Origin of the sequence: Pseudomonas lalkuanensis (genome assembly GCF_008807375.1) — a bacterium.
GTDB classification, from domain to species: Bacteria; Pseudomonadota; Gammaproteobacteria; order Pseudomonadales; family Pseudomonadaceae; genus Metapseudomonas; species Metapseudomonas lalkuanensis.
In genome coordinates, this window is record NZ_CP043311.1 from 2,491,427 (window position 1) to 2,508,470 (window position 17,044).

10 protein-coding genes and 1 pseudogene are annotated in these 17,044 nt (G+C 65.2%); 9 read left to right on the top strand and 2 right to left on the bottom strand.

The features are described 5' to 3' along the window. Positions 1 to 26 precede the first annotated feature (26 nt). On the top strand, positions 27 to 3,158 hold the full coding sequence (locus FXN65_RS11765) for an efflux RND transporter permease subunit (RefSeq protein WP_151133372.1): 3,132 nt from the start codon (positions 27 to 29) through the stop codon (positions 3,156 to 3,158). 5 nt (positions 3,159 to 3,163) lie between these two features. Then, a pseudogene (locus tag FXN65_RS11770) lies at positions 3,164 to 4,555 on the top strand (efflux transporter outer membrane subunit); the annotation flags it as partial. A 132-nt stretch (positions 4,556 to 4,687) separates the two neighbouring features. Here the strand turns inward: FXN65_RS11770 and FXN65_RS11775 are convergent. Further along, entirely contained in the window at positions 4,688 to 5,023 is a 336-nt protein-coding gene (locus FXN65_RS11775; RefSeq protein WP_151133374.1) for a DUF3703 domain-containing protein, read from the bottom strand. A 155-nt stretch (positions 5,024 to 5,178) separates the two neighbouring features. Further along, complete coding sequence (locus FXN65_RS11780; RefSeq protein WP_151133375.1) at positions 5,179 to 6,672, bottom strand: aldehyde dehydrogenase family protein; 1,494 nt, start codon at positions 6,670 to 6,672, stop codon at positions 5,179 to 5,181. Positions 6,673 to 7,127: 455 nt separating this feature from the next. Here FXN65_RS11780 and peaA point away from each other — a divergent pair, with 455 nt between their 5' ends. The 7 genes from peaA (at position 7,128) to FXN65_RS11815 (ending at position 16,903) form a co-directional block, all read left to right on the top strand. Next, on the top strand, positions 7,128 to 8,645 hold the full coding sequence (gene peaA, locus FXN65_RS11785) for a quinohemoprotein amine dehydrogenase subunit alpha (RefSeq protein ID WP_226284414.1): 1,518 nt from the start codon (positions 7,128 to 7,130) through the stop codon (positions 8,643 to 8,645). A gap of 73 nt (positions 8,646 to 8,718) precedes the next feature. Next, complete coding sequence (gene peaB, locus FXN65_RS11790; protein ID WP_151133377.1) at positions 8,719 to 10,149, top strand: quinohemoprotein amine dehydrogenase maturation protein; 1,431 nt, start codon at positions 8,719 to 8,721, stop codon at positions 10,147 to 10,149. A 1-nt stretch (position 10,150) separates the two neighbouring features. Continuing rightward, a complete protein-coding gene (qhpC, locus tag FXN65_RS11795; RefSeq protein WP_151133378.1) occupies positions 10,151 to 10,474 on the top strand; it encodes a quinohemoprotein amine dehydrogenase subunit gamma in 324 nt (107 codons plus the stop codon). Positions 10,475 to 10,503: 29 nt separating this feature from the next. Continuing rightward, positions 10,504 to 11,628: a quinohemoprotein amine dehydrogenase subunit beta gene (gene peaD / locus FXN65_RS11800; protein ID WP_151133379.1), complete on the top strand. Its 1,125-nt coding sequence runs from the start codon at positions 10,504 to 10,506 to the stop codon at positions 11,626 to 11,628. A gap of 240 nt (positions 11,629 to 11,868) precedes the next feature. Beyond that, a complete protein-coding gene (locus tag FXN65_RS11805; RefSeq protein WP_151133380.1) occupies positions 11,869 to 13,569 on the top strand; it encodes an AMP-binding protein in 1,701 nt (566 codons plus the stop codon). A gap of 84 nt (positions 13,570 to 13,653) precedes the next feature. Continuing rightward, positions 13,654 to 14,682 carry an AraC family transcriptional regulator gene (locus FXN65_RS11810; RefSeq protein WP_151133381.1) on the top strand — a complete coding sequence of 343 codons (1,029 nt, stop codon included), beginning with the start codon at positions 13,654 to 13,656 and terminating at the stop codon, positions 14,680 to 14,682. 79 nt (positions 14,683 to 14,761) lie between these two features. Next, positions 14,762 to 16,903, top strand: a complete 2,142-nt coding sequence (locus FXN65_RS11815; protein WP_151133382.1) for a methyl-accepting chemotaxis protein — start codon at positions 14,762 to 14,764, stop codon at positions 16,901 to 16,903. The last annotated feature ends 141 nt before the right edge of the window (positions 16,904 to 17,044 follow it).

Below are 17,044 nucleotides of genomic sequence, written 5' to 3' on the forward strand. Positions count from 1 at the left end.
GTCGGCTTCGCCGCGAGGAATTCACAATGTCTCTGTTCTTCATCAAACGCCCCAACTTTGCCTGGGTGGTGGCGCTGTTCATTTCCCTGGCCGGCCTGCTGGTCATCCCGCTGCTGCCGGTGGCGCAGTATCCCAACGTGGCACCGCCGCAGATCTCGGTCACCGCCACCTATCCGGGCGCCTCGGCGAAGGTCCTGGTGGAATCGGTCACCAGCGTCATCGAGGAGTCGCTCAACGGCGCCAAGGGCCTGCTCTATTTCGAGTCCACCAACAACTCCAACGGCATCGCCGAAGTGGTGGTCACCTTCCAGCCTGGCACCGACCCGCAGCTGGCCCAGGTGGACGTGCAGAACCGCCTGAAGAAAGCCGAGGCGCGCATGCCGCAGGCCGTGCTCAGCCAGGGGCTCCAGGTGGAGCAGACCAGCGCCGGCTTCCTGCTGATCTATGCGCTGAACTACAAGGAAGGCGCCGAGCACGCCGACACCACGGCGCTGGGCGACTTTGCCGCGCGCAACATCAACAACGAGCTGCGCCGCGTGCCCGGCGTCGGCAAGCTGCAGTTCTTCTCGTCCGAAGCCGCCATGCGCGTGTGGATCGACCCGCAGAAGCTGGTCGGCTACGGGCTGTCCATCGATGACGTAAGCGCCGCCATCGCCGGGCAGAACGTCCAGGTGCCAGCCGGCAGCTTCGGCAGCTCGCCGGGCAGCACCGAGCAGGAACTGACCGCGACCCTGGCAGTGAAAGGCACCCTGGACAGCCCGGAGGAGTTCGGCCGCATCGTGCTGCGTGCCAATGCCGACGGCTCCACGGTGAAGCTCGCCGACGTCGCGCGACTGGAAATCGGCAGCGAAAGCTACAACTTCACCTCGCGCCTGAACGGCAAGCCAGCGGTGGCGGGAGCCATCCAGCTTTCCCCCGGTGCCAACGCCATCCAGACCGCCGAAGCGGTCAAGCAGCGCCTGGCCGAGCTGTCGGTGAACTTCCCCGCGGACGTCGAGTACTCGGTGCCCTACGACACTTCGCGCTTCGTCGACGTGGCCATCGAGAAGGTGATCCACACGCTGCTCGAAGCCATGGTGCTGGTGTTCCTGGTGATGTTCCTGTTCCTGCAGAACGTCCGCTATACGCTGATTCCGTCCATCGTGGTGCCGGTGTGCCTGCTGGGTACGCTGGCGGTGATGTACCTGCTGGGCTTTTCGGTGAACATGATGACCATGTTCGGCATGGTGCTGGCCATCGGCATCCTGGTGGACGACGCCATCGTGGTGGTGGAGAACGTCGAGCGGATCATGGCCGAGGAGGGGCTGCCCCCGGCGGCCGCCACGGTCAAGGCCATGGGCCAGGTCTCCGGCGCCATCATCGGTATCACCCTGGTGCTCTCGGCGGTGTTCCTGCCGCTGGCCTTCATGGCCGGTTCCGTGGGGGTGATCTACCAGCAGTTCTCGCTGTCGCTGGCGGTGTCGATCCTGTTCTCCGGCTTCCTCGCGCTGACCTTCACCCCGGCGCTGTGCGCCACGCTGCTCAAGCCGATTCCCCATGGTCACCACGAGAAGCGCGGATTCTTCGGCGCCTTCAACCGCGCCTTCGACCGCCTGACCGAACGCTACACGGTGCTGAACAACGGCCTGGTGCAGCGTGCCGGGCGCTTCATGCTGGTGTACGTCGGTATCGTTGCGCTGCTGGGCTACTTCTACCTGCGTCTGCCGGAGTCGTTCGTGCCGGTGGAAGACCAGGGTTACAACATCGTCGACGTCCAGCTGCCGCCCGGCGCGACCCGCGCGCGCACCGACGCCACCGCCCGGGAGCTGGAGGCCTTCCTGCAATCTCGCGAGGCGATCCAGAACTCGTTCCTGGTGACGGGCTTCAGCTTCTCCGGCATGGGCGAGAACGCCGCACTGGCCTTCCCAACCTTCAAGGATTGGTCCCTGCGTGGCGCGGACCAGTCCGCCGAGGCGGAGGCCATGGCAGTGAACGAGCACTTCGCTGTACCCAGCGACGGCTCCATCATGGCGGTGACGCCGCCGCCCATCGACGGCCTGGGTAACTCTGGCGGCTTCGCCCTGCGCCTGCAGGACCGCGGAGGGCTGGGACGCGAAGCCTTGCTGGCCGCTCGCGACCAACTGCTTGGCCAGGCCAACGGCAACCCGAAGATCCTCTACGCGATGATGGAAGGCCTGGCGGAAGCCCCGCAGCTGCGGCTTGAGATCGATCGCGACAAGGCGCGCACCCTCGGCGTGAGCTTCGAGTCGATCAACAGTGCGCTGTCCACCGCCTTCGGTTCGGCGGTGATCAACGACTTCACCAACGGTGGTCGCCAGCAGCGCGTGGTGGTGCAGGCGGAGCAGGGTGCACGGATGACCCCGGACAGCGTGCTCAAGCTCTATGTGCCCAACACCGGTGGTGAACTGGTGCCGCTGAGTGCCTTCGTCAGCACCCACTGGGAAGAGGGGCCGGTGCAGATCGTGCGTTACAACGGCTACCCCTCCATCCGCATTTCCGGTGATGCCATGTACGGCGTGAGCACGGGTGAAGCCATGGCCGAGATGGAGCGCCTGGCCGCCCAGCTGCCGGCGGGCATCAGCTACGAGTGGACCGGCCTGTCCTATCAGGAGAAGGTGGCCAGCGGCCAGGCATCGCAGCTGTTCGCGCTGGCCATCCTGGTGGTGTTCCTGGTGCTGGTGGCGTTGTACGAGAGCTGGTCGATCCCGCTGACGGTGATGCTGATCGTGCCTATCGGTGCGCTGGGTGCGGTGCTGGCGGTGATCGTCGCCGGCATGCCCAATGACGTGTACTTCAAGGTCGGCCTGATCACCATCATCGGCCTGGCGGCGAAGAACGCGATCCTCATCGTCGAGTTCGCCAAGGAGCTCCGGGAGCAGGGACGCGGCCTGCGCGAAGCTGCCATCGAGGCCGCGCGCCTGCGCTTCCGCCCCATCGTGATGACCTCCCTGGCCTTCATCCTCGGCGTGGTGCCGCTGGCCCTGGCCACCGGCGCAGGCGCGGCCAGCCAGCGCGCCATCGGCACCGGCGTGATCGGCGGCATGCTCGGCGCCACGTTGCTGGGGGTGATCTTCGTGCCCATCTGCTTCGTCTGGGTGCTGTCGCTGCTGCGGAGCAAACCCACTCCCGTTGAACAACCGACCCAGGCCCTGGAGTGATCGCCATGCGCAAATCCGTCTTTACCGTCTCGGCGCTGGTGTTTGCCCTGGCCCTCGGCGGCTGTTCCATGGCCCCGACCTACGAGCGCCCCGCATCGCCCGTTCCCCAGGCCTGGAGCACCGACAGCAGTCAGTCCGGCGCCGAGGTCGGCGGCCTCGACTGGCAGGCCTTCATCACCGACGCCGAGCTGCGCCGTCTGGTGGGGATCGCGCTCGACAACAACCGTTCCCTGCGCCAGACGCTGCTGGATATCCAGCAGGCTCGCGCGCAGTACCGCATCCAGCGCGCCGACCGGGTGCCGGGGCTCAGCGCCGGCGCTTCGGGCAATCGCCAGCGGGTGCCGGCGGACCTGGCCAGCGAAGGTGTCTCGGACGTCACCAGCAGCTACCAGGTCGGGCTTTCGCTGCCCGAGTACGAGCTGGACCTGTTCGGCCGGGTGAAGAGCCTGACCGACTCGGCGCTGGAGCAGTACCTCGCCACTGAGGAAGCGGGCCGAAGTGCGCAGATCGCGCTGGTCGCCGAAGTCAGCCAGGCCTACCTGACCTACGACGGCGCCCAGCGGCGCCTGGAACTGACCCATCGCACCCTGGCCAGCCGCGAGGACTCTTTCGTGCTGATCGAGCAGCGCCGAGCCGCTGGCGCTGCCACCGCGCTGGACTACCAGGAGGCGCTGGGACTGGTGGAACAGTCCCGCGCCGAGCTGGAGCGGAACCAGCGGCAGAAGCAGCAGGCGTTCAACGCCCTGGTGCTGCTGCTCGGTACGCAGGACGCCGCGAAAGAGCTTCCGGCGGTCTCACGGGACGAACTGCGGCTGATCCAGGACATTGCCCCCGGCACCTCATCCGACCTGATCGAGCGGCGCCCGGACATCCTCGCCGCCGAACGCCGCCTGAAAGCGCGCAATGCCGATATTGGCGCGGCGCGCGCGGCGTTCTTCCCGCGCATCAGCCTGACCGGCAGCTTCGGCACCTCCAGCGCGGAAATGTCCGGTCTGTTCGGTGGCGGTTCGCGGTCCTGGAGCTTCGTGCCGAACTTGTCGCTGCCGCTGTTCGATGCCGGACGCAACAGCGCCAACCTGGACCTGGCCGAAGTTCGCAAGGACGCCGCCGTGGCTGAATATGAAGGCAGCATCCAGACAGCGTTCCGCGAGGTGGCCGACGCTCTGGCGGCCACCGACACGCTGCGTCGTGAAGAGGTCGCGCGGCGTGCCCTGGCCAACACCAGCGCGGAAACCCTGAAGCTGGCCAAGGCCCGCTATGAGGGCGGCGTGGACAGCCATCTGCGGTACCTGGATGCCCAGCGCAGCGACTTCCTCAACGAACTGGCGCTCATCGAGACCAGCACCGAGCGGCAGATCGCCCTGGTCGATCTGTTCCGTGCCCTTGGTGGGGGCTGGGCGCATCAGCCCGGCAGCGCAGCGGCGGCCATGAGTCTGGACGGCTCCAGGTGGGGGACTTCGGATGGACCTCGCAGCAATCCTCGGCAGGCAGGTTTCGAAGCAGGGGGGTGAACGATTCGGCCTGAGGTTTCAGTCGAGGAGCTGGCGCATTTCCTCGGACAGGGGCATTGGCTGGAAGGCGCTGATCCTGGCGCGGCCGCTGTTGCCCAGCGGCACCCAGATGCGCGAGAAGAGCAGGGCGGCCGGCATGCGCATTGCCTGGCCGAGTACTTCCCGGTAATCCCCTTGTTGCCAACCGGCCAGCAGCATCAGCCAATGGCTGCGGGTGTGAAGCAAGGGCATGCGCTGGGTGAGGATGTGGGCGCGCTCCAGCCAGGGCCAGGCCAGTTGTGGATCGCGGATGGCAAGGGCCTGGTCGGCCTGCAGGAAGGCCTGGTCGATGGCGCTGCGAAGGGCGGGTTTCACGGGGCGTTCATCCATGCAAGGGGAATGCGTGGGAGTGAACACCCTGTAGCTACTTGAGGGTCAAGGGTGTAGCGATGGTGGGCTGAAGCCCACCCTGCATATGCTCCGGCTCAAGGGTGGATGGCGCTCTTCCCATCCACCCGCAGGGCCGGGCCTCAGAGCTTGATCAGCACCGACTTCAGCTCGGTGTAGTGCTCGATGGCCGCCGCGCCCATCTCGCGGCCGACGCCGGAGAGCTTGTAGCCGCCGAAGGGCAGGGCCGGGTCGAGGGCGCTGTGGCAGTTGACCCAGACCGAGCCGGACTTGATGCGCGGCACCATGCGGTGCACCGCCGCAAGGTCGTTGGACCAGATGCTGGCGCCCAGGCCATAGGGGTTGTCGTTGGCCATGCGCACCACCTCGTCGACATCGTCGAAGGGCATCGCCACCAGCACCGGGCCGAAGATTTCTTCCTGCACCAGGCGGTGCTGCTGGTCGACGTCGACGATCACCGTCGGCTTGACGAAGTAGCCGGGGCCGAAGCCTTCGCCGCCACAGGCGATGGTGGCGCCCAGTTCGCGGCCGAGGTTGATGTAGCCGGTGACGCGGTCCTGCTGCTTGGCGGAGATCAGCGGGCCCATCTGCACGCTCGGGTCGAGGCCGTTGCCGAGCTTCATGCCGTTGGCGATGCCGGCGATGTCGGCGATCACGTTGTCGAAGTGCTTGCGGTGCACGTAGAGGCGCGAGCCGGCGCAGCAGACCTGGCCCTGGTTGAAGAAGATCGCGGTGGCGGCGCCGGCGGCGGCCTCCTGCAGGTTGGCGTCGGGCAGGACGATGGTCGGCGACTTGCCGCCGAGTTCCAGGGTCACGCGGGTCATGTTGTCCATGGCCGCCTTGCCGATCTGCTTGCCGACTTCGGTGGAGCCGGTGAAGGTCAGCTTGTCGACACCCGGGTGGCGGGTGAGGGCGACGCCGGCGTTGAGGCCGGTGCCGGTGACCACGTTGAAGACTCCGGCCGGGTAGCCGGCTTCCAGCACCAGTTCGGCCAGCTTGAGGGCGGTCAGCGGGGTTTCGTCGGCGGGTTTGAGCACCACGGTGCAGCCGGTGGCGAGCGCCGGGCCGAGCTTCCAGCAGGCCAGCAGCAGCGGGAAGTTCCAGGCGACGATGGCGCCCACCACGCCGACGGCTTCGCGGCGGATGTAGCCGTGGAACTGGTCGTTGGGCATCAGCGGCAGCGACGGGTCGACGGTGCTCCCTTCGATCTTGGTGGCCCAGCCGGCCATGTAGCGGAGGAAGTCGATGGCCAACTGCACGTCCATGACCTGGGCCACGGCGGCGCTCTTGCCGTTGTTCAGGCATTCGAGCTCGGCCAGTTCCCGGGCATCGCGCTCCATCAGGTCAGCCAGGCGCCACAGCAGGTTCTGCCGTTCGCGCGGACGCATGCGGCTCCAGGCGGAATCGTCGAAGGTCCGGCGGGCGGCCTGCACCGCGCGGTCGACGTCTTCGGCACTGGCGGAGGGCACCTCGCCGAGGATCTCGCCGCTGGCCGGATTGCGGAAGCTCATGGTGTTGCCGCTGGCGGCGTCCTGCCATTCGGCGCCGATCAGCATCTTCAGCTTGCGGTTGAGGAAGGCGTTGGTCTGAGGGAGGACGGGCAGGTCAGCGAGCATGGGGGAAGCCTCTGTTCATTGAAGTTGTACCCGGCTTTCGCAACCCCCATGCCAAGGCCGTAAAAGTCTGTTAAGGCATTGATTTAAAAGAATTACTCAGGTTGTTTCAGGTCGCCGTCGAACTGCTCGCTGTTGCACTTTGAGACTCGCTGAGACGAGCCTGGAACAGTCGCACTGTCTACCTTTACCGGATGCTGCAGGGCGCAGTCTCAGCGTGGAACAGTCTGTCGCGAAATTAGACGCCGGGCCCCGCCATCAGCATCCCCGCCAAGCCAGTGTTTTGCGGCTAAAGCGTTGTTATAAAAGGACTTTCATTGGCATGGCACACATTATGTATTTGCCGTGACAACTGCACCCGCTCCGCCGTGGGGTGCAAATCATAAGAACAACACCGTGGAGGTCTGACCTTGAAGACGACTCGACTCCGGCAGCACGCGGGCACCCTGGCACTGGCCATGGCGTCCCTGATGTTCGCCCAGGCCCATGCAGCCGAGGAGGGTCCAGCCCTCCTCAAGTCCAAATGCATGGGTTGCCACATCCCCGAGGGCAACGATTCCTATAGCCGCATCAGCCATCAGCGCAAGACGCCTGAAGGCTGGCTGATGAGCATTGCGCGCATGCAGGTGATGCATGGCCTCCAGATCAGCGACGACGACCGCCGCACCCTGGTCAAATACCTGGCCGACAAGCAGGGCCTGGCCCCTGGCGAGACCGATGGCGTGCGCTATGCCATGGAGCGTCGCCTGAATACCGTCGAGCAGTTCGACGACCAGCTCAGCCAGATGTGCGGCCGTTGCCACTCCGGCGCCCGCGTCGCCCTGCAGCGCCGTCCCGCCAAGGAGTGGGAACACCTGGTCAACTTCCACCTCGGCCAGTGGCCGTCTCTCGAATACCAGGCCCAGTCCCGCGACCGCGACTGGCTGGAACTCGCCCTCAAGGAAATGGTGCCGGAGCTGGCCAAGCGCTTCCCGCTGGAGAACCAGGCCTGGGCCGACTGGCAGAAGGCCAGACCCAAGGCCGATGCCTTGCCGGGGCAGTGGAGCTTCAGCGGCCACATGCTCGCCAAGGGTGATGTGCGCGGCGTGATGACCGTAACCGCCGATGCCGGTGACACCTTCAAGGTCGAGGTGAAGGGCCAGTACGCCGACGGCACGCCGTTCAACGGCAGCGGCTCGGCCATTCTCTACAACGGCTACGAATGGCGCGGCAATGTGAAGGTCGGCGAGACCAACCTGCGCCAGGTGTTCGCTGCCCTGAACGGCGAGATGAAGGGCCGCATGTTCGAGGCCGAGCATGACGAGCGTGGCCTGGACTTCAGCGCCGCCAAAGACGGCAACGCCAAGTTGCTGGCCATACAGCCCGCCTTCATCAAGGCGGGTAGCGAAACCGAGTTGACCCTGGTCGGCAGCGGTCTGAAGGGCACTCCTGACCTCGGCGCCGGCGTCGAGGTGGTGAAAGTGCTGGAAGTCACTCCCAAGCTGGTTCGCGTCAAGGTCAAGGCTGCCGCCGATGCCGCACCCGGTGTGCGCAGCGTCGCGCTTGGCGAACTCAAGGGTGTCGACCTCGCGGTGTACAAGGACATTGCCGAGGTGAGGGTAGTGCCCGCGTTCTCCATCGCCCGTGTCGGCGATAACGGCGGCTCCACACCCAAGGTGCAGGGCCGCTTCGAAGCGGAAGCCTGGGGCAAGGGTGCCGACGGCCAGCCCTATCGCATTGGCTACCTGCCGGCGAAGTGGTCGGTGGAGCCTTTCGACGAGCGTGCCAAGGACGATGAGGACGTGAAGTTCGCCGGTGTGATGCAGAAGGATGGCGTGTTCATCCCTGGTGACGCCGGCCCCAACCCGGAACGCAAGATGATGACCAACAACGCCGGCAACCTGAAGGTGATCGCCCAGCTGGAAGAGGGCGGTCAGAAGGGCGAAGGGCACCTGATCGTCACCGTGCAACGCTGGAACAACCCGCCGATCCCGTAAGCGGTATCGGCTCGGGCGGGGCTGCCCCGCCCGGATTCGCAACGACGATTGGGATGAATTCCGGGAGGTCGCCATGGGCGCAATCTTGAATCTGGTCGAACGCAACCTGCACGAAGTGCGAGTGGATGCCGACCGCATGCTGTTCCATATCCCGAGCAGTTCTCTGTTCGCCGCCGATGAGGTTACCGGCGGCATCATCGACGCCCTGCGTCAGCAGAGCTGCTCGTCCGAAGACCTGGTGCAGCGCCTGGCCGGGCGTTTCGCCGGGCAGGACATCAATGAAACCTTGCGCGAGCTGATCGCGCTGGAAGTGGTCAGCGACGGTTCGCCGCTGACACCGGAAATCGGCATCAGCAAGGTGGAGCGCACGGCGCTCAACACCGTGGTGCTGAACGTCAACACCGGCTGCAACCTGAGCTGCACCTACTGCTACAAGGAAGACCTGGACAAGCCTTCGGCCGGCAAGAAGATGGGCGCGGAAACCGCCGAAGCCTCGGTGGAGATGCTGCTGCGCGAATCGCCCGATGAAGAGCGCTACAGCGTGGTGTTCTTCGGTGGCGAGCCGCTGTCCAACCGTCCGCTGATCGAGCACATGGTGGACTATTGCGAGCGTCGCTTCAGTGATGCTGGCAAGCAGGTGGAGTTCATCATGACCACCAACGCAACGCTGCTCACCGAAGAGATCATCGACTACCTCAACAAGCATCGCTTCGGGCTGTCGATCAGCATCGACGGGCCGAAGACGGTGCACGACCGCAATCGCATCACCGTGGGCGGGCAGGGCACCTATGACGTGGTCCGGCGCAAGGTGGACCTGCTGCTGTCGCGCTACCGCAGCCGCCCGGTGGGCGCGCGGGTGACCCTGACCCGTGGCATCACCGATGTCGAGACCATCTGGAACCACCTGTTCAACGAGCTGGGTTTCGCCGAGGTGGGCTTCGCCCCGGTCACCTCGGGCGACATGGCGAACTACAACCTCACCAGCGAAGAGTTGGTGGAAGTCTTCGCCAACATGAAGGCGCTCGGCCGTCGCTACCTGGAGGCGGCCCTGGAGCACCGCAACATCGGTTTCTCCAACCTTCACCAGCTGATCACCGATATCCATGAAGGCCACAAGAAGGCGCTGCCCTGCGGGGCCGGCCTGAAGATGCTGGCGGTGGATCACAAGGGCGAGCTGAACCTCTGCCACCGTTTCACCGGTTCCAGCATGCCGACCTTCGGCAACGTGCACAGCGGGGTGAAACAGGTCGAACTGAACGACTTCCTCTCCCAGCGCCTGGATCGCTCCGGCACCGGCTGCGACACCTGCCGCATCCGCAACCTGTGCTCCGGCGGCTGCTACCACGAGAGCTACGCCCGCTACGGCGACCCCACTCACCCGACCTATCACTACTGCGAGCTGATGCGCGACTGGGTGGACTTCGGCATCGAAGTCTACAGCCGCATCATGGCCGTCAACCCGGCTTTCATCAGCAGCTACATCTCTCCGCGGAAGGCGCACTGACATGAAACATCTGAAGCCGCTCAACAACAAAGCGCAAATGCTCGAAAAAGCCGCAGCCGAAGATCGCATCGAGGAAGTCATGGCCATGAGTGCGGTGGCCGGATGCACCGCCACCACCGACCCGGGCTGGGAAGTGGATGCCTTCGGCGGGGTGAGCTCGCTGTGCCAGCCGATGGAAGCCGACCTCTATGGCTGCTCCGACCCTTGCTGGTGGCCGGCCCAGGTGCCCGACATGATGAGCACTTACCAGGACTGGAACGCCCAGGCGTCCAACTCCGCAGAAGACTGGCGCAACCTCGGCACCGTATTCCCGAAAGACAAATGACCGGCGACAAGAACAAGAGGGGACACCGCATGAAACTCAAAGCCATCGCCAGCCTGGCGACCGCCGTCGCCGGCTTCGCACTGGGCACCAATGCCTGGGCCGCTGATGCAGCCGGTCCGGCGCTGAAGGCCGGTCATGAATACATGATCGCAACCAACTATCCGAACAACCTGCACGTGGTCGATCTGGCCAGCGACAGCCTGTACAAGACCTGTCGCCTGCCAGACGCCTTCGGTCCCGGCACCGCGATGATGGCGCCGGACAACAAGACTGCCTTCATCCTCAACAACCACTTCGGCGACCTCTACGGCGTCGACCTGGACGACTGCAAGACGGTGTTCCACGCCAAGCTGTCGCGCAATCCGGGGGAGAAGGTGCGTTCGATGTTCTCCTTCGCCCTGAGCCCGGACGGCAAGGAGCTCTACACCACGGTCAATCCGACCCAGGTGATGAGCGACCATTACGTGGTCAAGCAGCCGCGCCTGGAAGTGTTCCGCACCAGCGATGGCCTTGACGCCAAGCCGGTGCGCAGCTTCCCGATGCCGCGCCAGGTCTACCTGATGCGCGCCGCCGATGACGGCAGCCTGTTCGTCGCCGGGCCGGACATCTACAAGATGGACGTGCAGACCGGCAAGTACGAGGTGGCGGTACCCGGCCGCAACTGGCAGCGCCCGAACTACAGTGCCCCGGACGTGTTGTATTTCTGGCCGCACCAGACGCCGAACCACGAGTTCTCGATGCTTTATACGACGGCCAAGTTCAAGGATGAGAAGCAGGACCTGGCCACCGCCGACTTCATCTATGGCTATGTCAGCATCGACCTGAAGACCGGCAAACCCACGGTCCAGGACTTCGCGCCGCTGACCGAGCTGTACTTCACCGGCCTGCGCTCGCCGAAGGACCCGAACCAGATGTTCGGCGTGCTCAACCGTCTGGCGAAGTACGACATCAGGGAGCAGAAGCTGATCAAGGCCGCGAACCTGGAGCACACCTACTACTGCGTCGCCTTCAACACCAAGGGCAGCAAGCTCTACCTGGCCGGCACCTTCAACGACATCGCGGTGTTCGATCCGGACAGCCTGGAGAAGGTGAAGAACATCAAACTGCCGGGTGGCGATATGGCGATTACCACGACGCAGGTGTTCATCCGGTAAGGGCACAAAACGTGTGGGAGCGAATTCATTCGCGAATGAATTCGCTCCCACAGATCGGGATTGCCGCCGATGGGGCGAACCCATATCCGACCAATGGGTCACTAGACAGGAAAACAGGCTTTATTTACCTTTCCGTTTACGTAAAGGTAAATAAAGCCCAATTACGTACCAGGCCTCTCTGCCGTAGTCGAGGCCAGTTGATCAGCGTCGATCCCAGCACAAAGACAAGAAGGGAAAGCCATGAATCACCAGAGCTACACCCGGGGGCGGCAGGACAAGGACCTGCTCGCCATGACCATAGGCGCGGCATTCGATGCCACGGTTGCCAAGTTTCCCGAGCGCGAGGCGCTGGTAGTCAGGCACCAGGGCCTGCGCTACAGCTGGAAGGAACTGGCCGAAGCGGTGGAGCGTCACGCCCGTGCCTTGCTCGCCCTGGGCCTGAACAGCGGCGACCGACTGGGTATCTGGGCGCCCAACTGCGCCGAGTGGTGCATCACCCAGTTCGCCAGCGCCAAGATCGGCGCCATCCTGGTCAACATCAATCCGGCCTACCGCAGCAGCGAACTGGAATATGCGCTCAAGCAATCCGGCTGCCGCTGGGTGATCTGCGCCGACGCTTTCAAGACCTCCGACTACCACGCCATGTTCCTCGGCCTGGTGCCTGAGCTGGCCGCAGCGGAACCGGGCAGACTGAACTGCGAGCGCCTGCCGGAACTGCGTGGCGTGGTCAGCCTGGCCACCAACCCGCCGGCGGCGTTCCTGCCCTGGGCCGAATTGCAGCAGCGGGCAGGGGAAGTGAGCGTCGAAGCCCTGGCCGAGCGCCAGGCCAGCCTGCAGTTCGACGATCCGATCAACATCCAGTACACCTCCGGCACCACCGGCTTCCCCAAGGGCGCCACCCTCAGTCACTACAACATCCTCAACAACGGCTACATGGTCGGCGAGAGCCTGGGCCTGACCGAGCAGGATCGCCTGGTGATCCCGGTGCCGCTGTACCACTGCTTCGGCATGGTGATGGGCAACCTGGGCTGCGTGACCCACGGCGCCACCATGATCTACCCGGGCGACGCCTTCGACCCGCTGACCACCCTGCGTGCCGTGTCCGAGGAGAAGGCCACCGCCCTCTACGGCGTGCCCACCATGTTCATTGCCGAACTGGATCACCCGCAGCGCGGCGAGTTCGACCTGTCGAGCCTGCGCACCGGCATCATGGCCGGCGCCACCTGCCCGATCGAAGTGATGCGCCGGGTGATCAACGAGATGCACATGAGCGAGGTGCAGATCGCCTACGGCATGACCGAGACCAGCCCGGTGTCCCTGCAGACCGGCCCGGACGATGAGCTGGAACTGCGCGTGACCACGGTCGGCCGCACCCAGCCGCACCTGGAGAGCAAGATCGTCGACGCCGAGGGCAGGATCGTCCCGCGCGGTACCATCGGCGAACTCTGTACCCGTGGCTACAGCGTGATGCTGGGCTACTGGAACAACCCGCAGGCGACCACCGACTCCATCGACCCCGGCCGCTGGATGCACACCGGCGACCTCGCGTCCATGGACGAGAACGGCTACGTCTGCATCGTGGGTCGCAGCAAGGACATGATCATTCGCGGCGGCGAGAACATTTATCCGCGCGAGCTGGAAGAGTTCTTCTTCACCCATCCGGCAGTGGCCGACGTGCAGGTGATCGGCATTCCCTGCAGCAAGTACGGCGAGGAGATCGTCGCCTGGATCAAGTTCCACCCCGGCCACACCGCCTCTGAAGAGGAACTGCGCGCCTGGGCCAAGGAACGCATTGCCCACTTCAAGGTGCCGCGTTTCTTCCGCTTCGTGGATGCCTTCCCGATGACGGTGACCGGCAAGATCCAGAAGTTCCGCATGCGCGAGATCAGCATCGAGGAGCTGACCCCGCCGAAGGACGACAAGGTGACGGCGATTCGGTAGGGCCGGAAGACAGGGGCATTCTTCGCCCCCACAGGTATAGCCCCCTACAATGTTCGCTTCTTCGCACCTGCCCCAAGGGAGCCCATGACAGGCACGTCCGCCGAGAAAGGCACCATCTCCGTCCGCCTGGTCCACGAAGCCCTGCTGGAACTCCGCCAGCGGGGCTTTGACGATTCCGACCTGCTGAGCCAGAGCGGCATTCCCGTCGAGCTGCTGGCCAAGCCCTATGGACGCGTGTCGTCGCAGCTCTACGGGCAGCTGTGGCTGCTCATCGCGCGGACCATGGACGACGAGTTCTTCGGCATGAACCCGCGGCGGATGAAGTCCGGCAGCTTCGCCTACATGACTCGCGCGGCGGCGAAGGAGCCCACCGTGGGGGCGGCCCTGGAGCTGTCCCTGCGATTCCTCGAACTGGTCTTCGACGGCCTTTCGCCGCGCCTGGAGCGTCGGGGCGGTCTTGCTGAAATTACGTTGGATGAACCCGAGGAGCAGCAATGCAGGGCCTTCAGCTACTTCACCCTGTGGCTGATGATCCACGGCCTGATGTGCTGGCTGGCCGGGCGGCGCATTCCCATCCTCGGCGTCGACCTGCGCTGCGCAGTGCCGGACTACATCGAGGACTACCGGGTGATGTTCAGCACCAATCTGCGCTTCTCCCGTCCCCAGAGCCGACTGCTGTTCAATGCCGACTGCCTGGAGCTGCCGGTTCGGCGCACGCCGCGTGACCTCAAGCGTTTCCTCGCCGGCTTGCCGGCGAACATCCTGGTACGTTATCGCGATCCGCAAAGCCTCGCGGCGCGCATCCGCGCCTACCTGCGCAGCATCCGCCCCGAGCGCTGGCCCGACGTGGAAGCGCTGTCCAGCCACTTCTACATGGCGCCGTCCACCCTGCGCCGCAAGCTGTCCCTGGAAGGGCAGTCCTACCAGGGGCTGAAGGACCAGGTCCGGCGCGACCTGGCCATCGCCCGACTGGACAACGGGGAAGGCAACTTCACCGAGCTGGCCTTCGAGCTGGGCTTTGCAGACACCAGCGCCTTCTACAAGGCATTCAAGAAATGGACCGGCTCAACGCCCGGGCAATACCGCGCCTTGATTCATCCGGATTCAAGTTGAGGCGCCTTTCCGCCGCTGTATGACAGGGCGGCCGATGCCTGCACCCAATTGCCGACCAGAAACACACAGGACCCTTTCCATGCCCCTCAACCGACTTTCCATCCAGTGGAAGATCACCTTGCTGGCGGGCCTCTGCCTGCTGGCCATCGTCGCCGTGCTGATCGGTATTTCGCTCTACCGCATGGGCGCCGGCACCGAACTGGTCAAGGCGAACAGTGCTCAGATGCTGGAGACCTCGGCTCGCGAGCGCATGGAAGGGGAGGGCAAGGTGCAGGCGCTGACCATCCAGCGCTACTTCCTCTCGTCCTACCAGGACGGCCTCAACTTCTCCCGCCAGGTGCTGCTGCAGAAGCGCCAGGCGCAGAAACTGCAACTGGACAGCCAGGCGCTGCGCGACGACCTGAATCAGCAGGTGAAGGAAGCCCTGCAGGCCAACCCGCAGCTGCTCAGCCTCTACCTGGTGTTCGAGCCGAACGCATTGGACGGCAACGACGCGCTCTACGCCAATCGCACTGAACTTGGCAGCAACGAGGCGGGCCGCTTCTCTGCCTACTGGGCGCAGCGTGGTGGCCAGCTCAGCAGCCTGGCGCCCACCGAAGCGATGATCAGCGACGCCACGCCCATGCTCGACGGCAGCCCGTTCAACACCTGGTTCAACTGCCCGAAACAGACCCTGAAGCCCTGCCTGCTTGACCCGTACTTCGACGACGCCTCGGGCCAGAAGACCCTGATCACCACGCTGACCTTCCCGGTGATCGAGGACGGCAGGATGCTCGCGGTGGTCGGCATGGATATCAGCCTGAGCAATCTGCAGCAGCTGGCCAGTGCCGGCAGCCAGGGGTTGTATGACGGCCAGGGCGCCATCAGCATCCTCAGCCCGGCGGGCCTGCTCGCCGGCCATAGCGAAGACGCCGGTCTGCTGGGCCAGGGATTGGCCAAGGCCTACCCGAATGAAGCCAATACGCTGCTCGGCCTGCAACGCGAGGGCAAGGCCCACGAGCAGCAGGCCGATGACCACTTGCAGGTGCTCGCGCCGCTGCAGCCGATTCCGGAATCCAAGCCCTGGGCCGTGCTCCTCGACGTGCCCATGCAGACTCTGCTGGCTCCGGCCCTTGAACTGCAACAGGACCTGGATGCGCGCAACGCCCAGGGCACCTGGCTGGAGCTGCTGTTCGGCGTTGCCGCCGCCATCGCCGGCCTGCTGCTGGTGTGGCTCACCGCCCGCGGCGTGACCCGGCCGATCCAGGGCGTGGCGCACATGCTCCGTGACATCGCCAGCGGCGAGGGCGACCTCACCCGGCGCCTGGACTACGCCCGCCAGGACGAGCTGGGCGAGCTGGCCGGCTGGTTCAACCGTTTCCTCGACAAGCTGCAGCCGATCATCGCCGACGTGAAGCGCTCGGTGCAGGACGCCCGCGGCACCGCCGACCAGTCCGCCGCCATCGCCAGCCAGACCAGCGCCGGCATGCAGCAGCAGTACCGCGAAGTCGACCAGGTGGCCACCGCCTCCAACGAGATGAGCGCCACCGCCCAGGACGTCGCCCGCAGCGCCGCCCAGGCCGCCGAAGCCGCCCGCGGCGCCGACCATGCCACCCGGGAAGGCCTCGGCGTGATCGGCAAGACCACCAGCGCCATCGAGCAACTGGCCAGCGAAATGAGCGCGGCCATGGAAGAAGTGCAGGCCCTGGCCAACAGCAGCGAGCAGATCGGCTCGGTGCTGGAAGTGATCCGCGCCATCGCCGAACAGACCAACCTGCTGGCGCTCAATGCCGCCATCGAGGCCGCGCGGGCCGGCGAGGCCGGGCGCGGCTTCGCGGTGGTGGCCGACGAGGTGCGCAACCTGGCCAAGCGCACCCAGGATTCGGTGGAGGAAATCCGCCAGGTGATCGAGGGCCTGCAGCACGGCACCCGCGAAGTGGTCGGCTCGATGCACAGCAGCCACCGCCAGGCGCAGGGCAGCGTCGAGCAGGTGGAACAGGCGGTGGCGGCGCTGCAGCGCATCGGCGAGGCGGTGACGGTGATCACCGACATGAACCTGCAGATCGCGTCTGCCGCCGAGGAACAGAGCGCGGTGGCCGAGGAGATCAACCGCAACGTGGCGGCGATCCGCGACGTCACCGAATCCCTTTCCGGCCAGGCCGAGGAGTCGGCCCAGGTCAGCCAGGCGCTGAACCGCCTGGCCAACCACCAGCAGGGGCTGATGGATCAGTTCCGCGCGTAGGGTGAATGTCGCGCTTTGCATCCACCAGCGCGGCAGAGCCCGGCGTGGGAGCCAGTTCATTCGCGAAAGCAGGGCACCGTCCTGCGCTCCCAATCCCCCTGTCAATTCCGCTCACCCAGGTTGATGCCTTTCGACATTGCC

Coding starts and splice junctions, on each gene's coding strand:
- FXN65_RS11765 (WP_151133372.1), top strand. CDS start 27: ATGTCTCTGTTCTTCATCAAACGCCCCAACTTTGCCTGGGTGGTGGCG.
- FXN65_RS11780 (WP_151133375.1), bottom strand. CDS start 6,672: ATGCTCGCTGACCTGCCCGTCCTCCCTCAGACCAACGCCTTCCTCAAC.
- peaA (WP_226284414.1), top strand. CDS start 7,128: ATGGCGTCCCTGATGTTCGCCCAGGCCCATGCAGCCGAGGAGGGTCCA.
- peaB (WP_151133377.1), top strand. CDS start 8,719: ATGGGCGCAATCTTGAATCTGGTCGAACGCAACCTGCACGAAGTGCGA.
- qhpC (WP_151133378.1), top strand. CDS start 10,151: ATGAAACATCTGAAGCCGCTCAACAACAAAGCGCAAATGCTCGAAAAA.
- peaD (WP_151133379.1), top strand. CDS start 10,504: ATGAAACTCAAAGCCATCGCCAGCCTGGCGACCGCCGTCGCCGGCTTC.
- FXN65_RS11805 (WP_151133380.1), top strand. CDS start 11,869: ATGAATCACCAGAGCTACACCCGGGGGCGGCAGGACAAGGACCTGCTC.
- FXN65_RS11810 (WP_151133381.1), top strand. CDS start 13,654: ATGACAGGCACGTCCGCCGAGAAAGGCACCATCTCCGTCCGCCTGGTC.
- FXN65_RS11815 (WP_151133382.1), top strand. CDS start 14,762: ATGCCCCTCAACCGACTTTCCATCCAGTGGAAGATCACCTTGCTGGCG.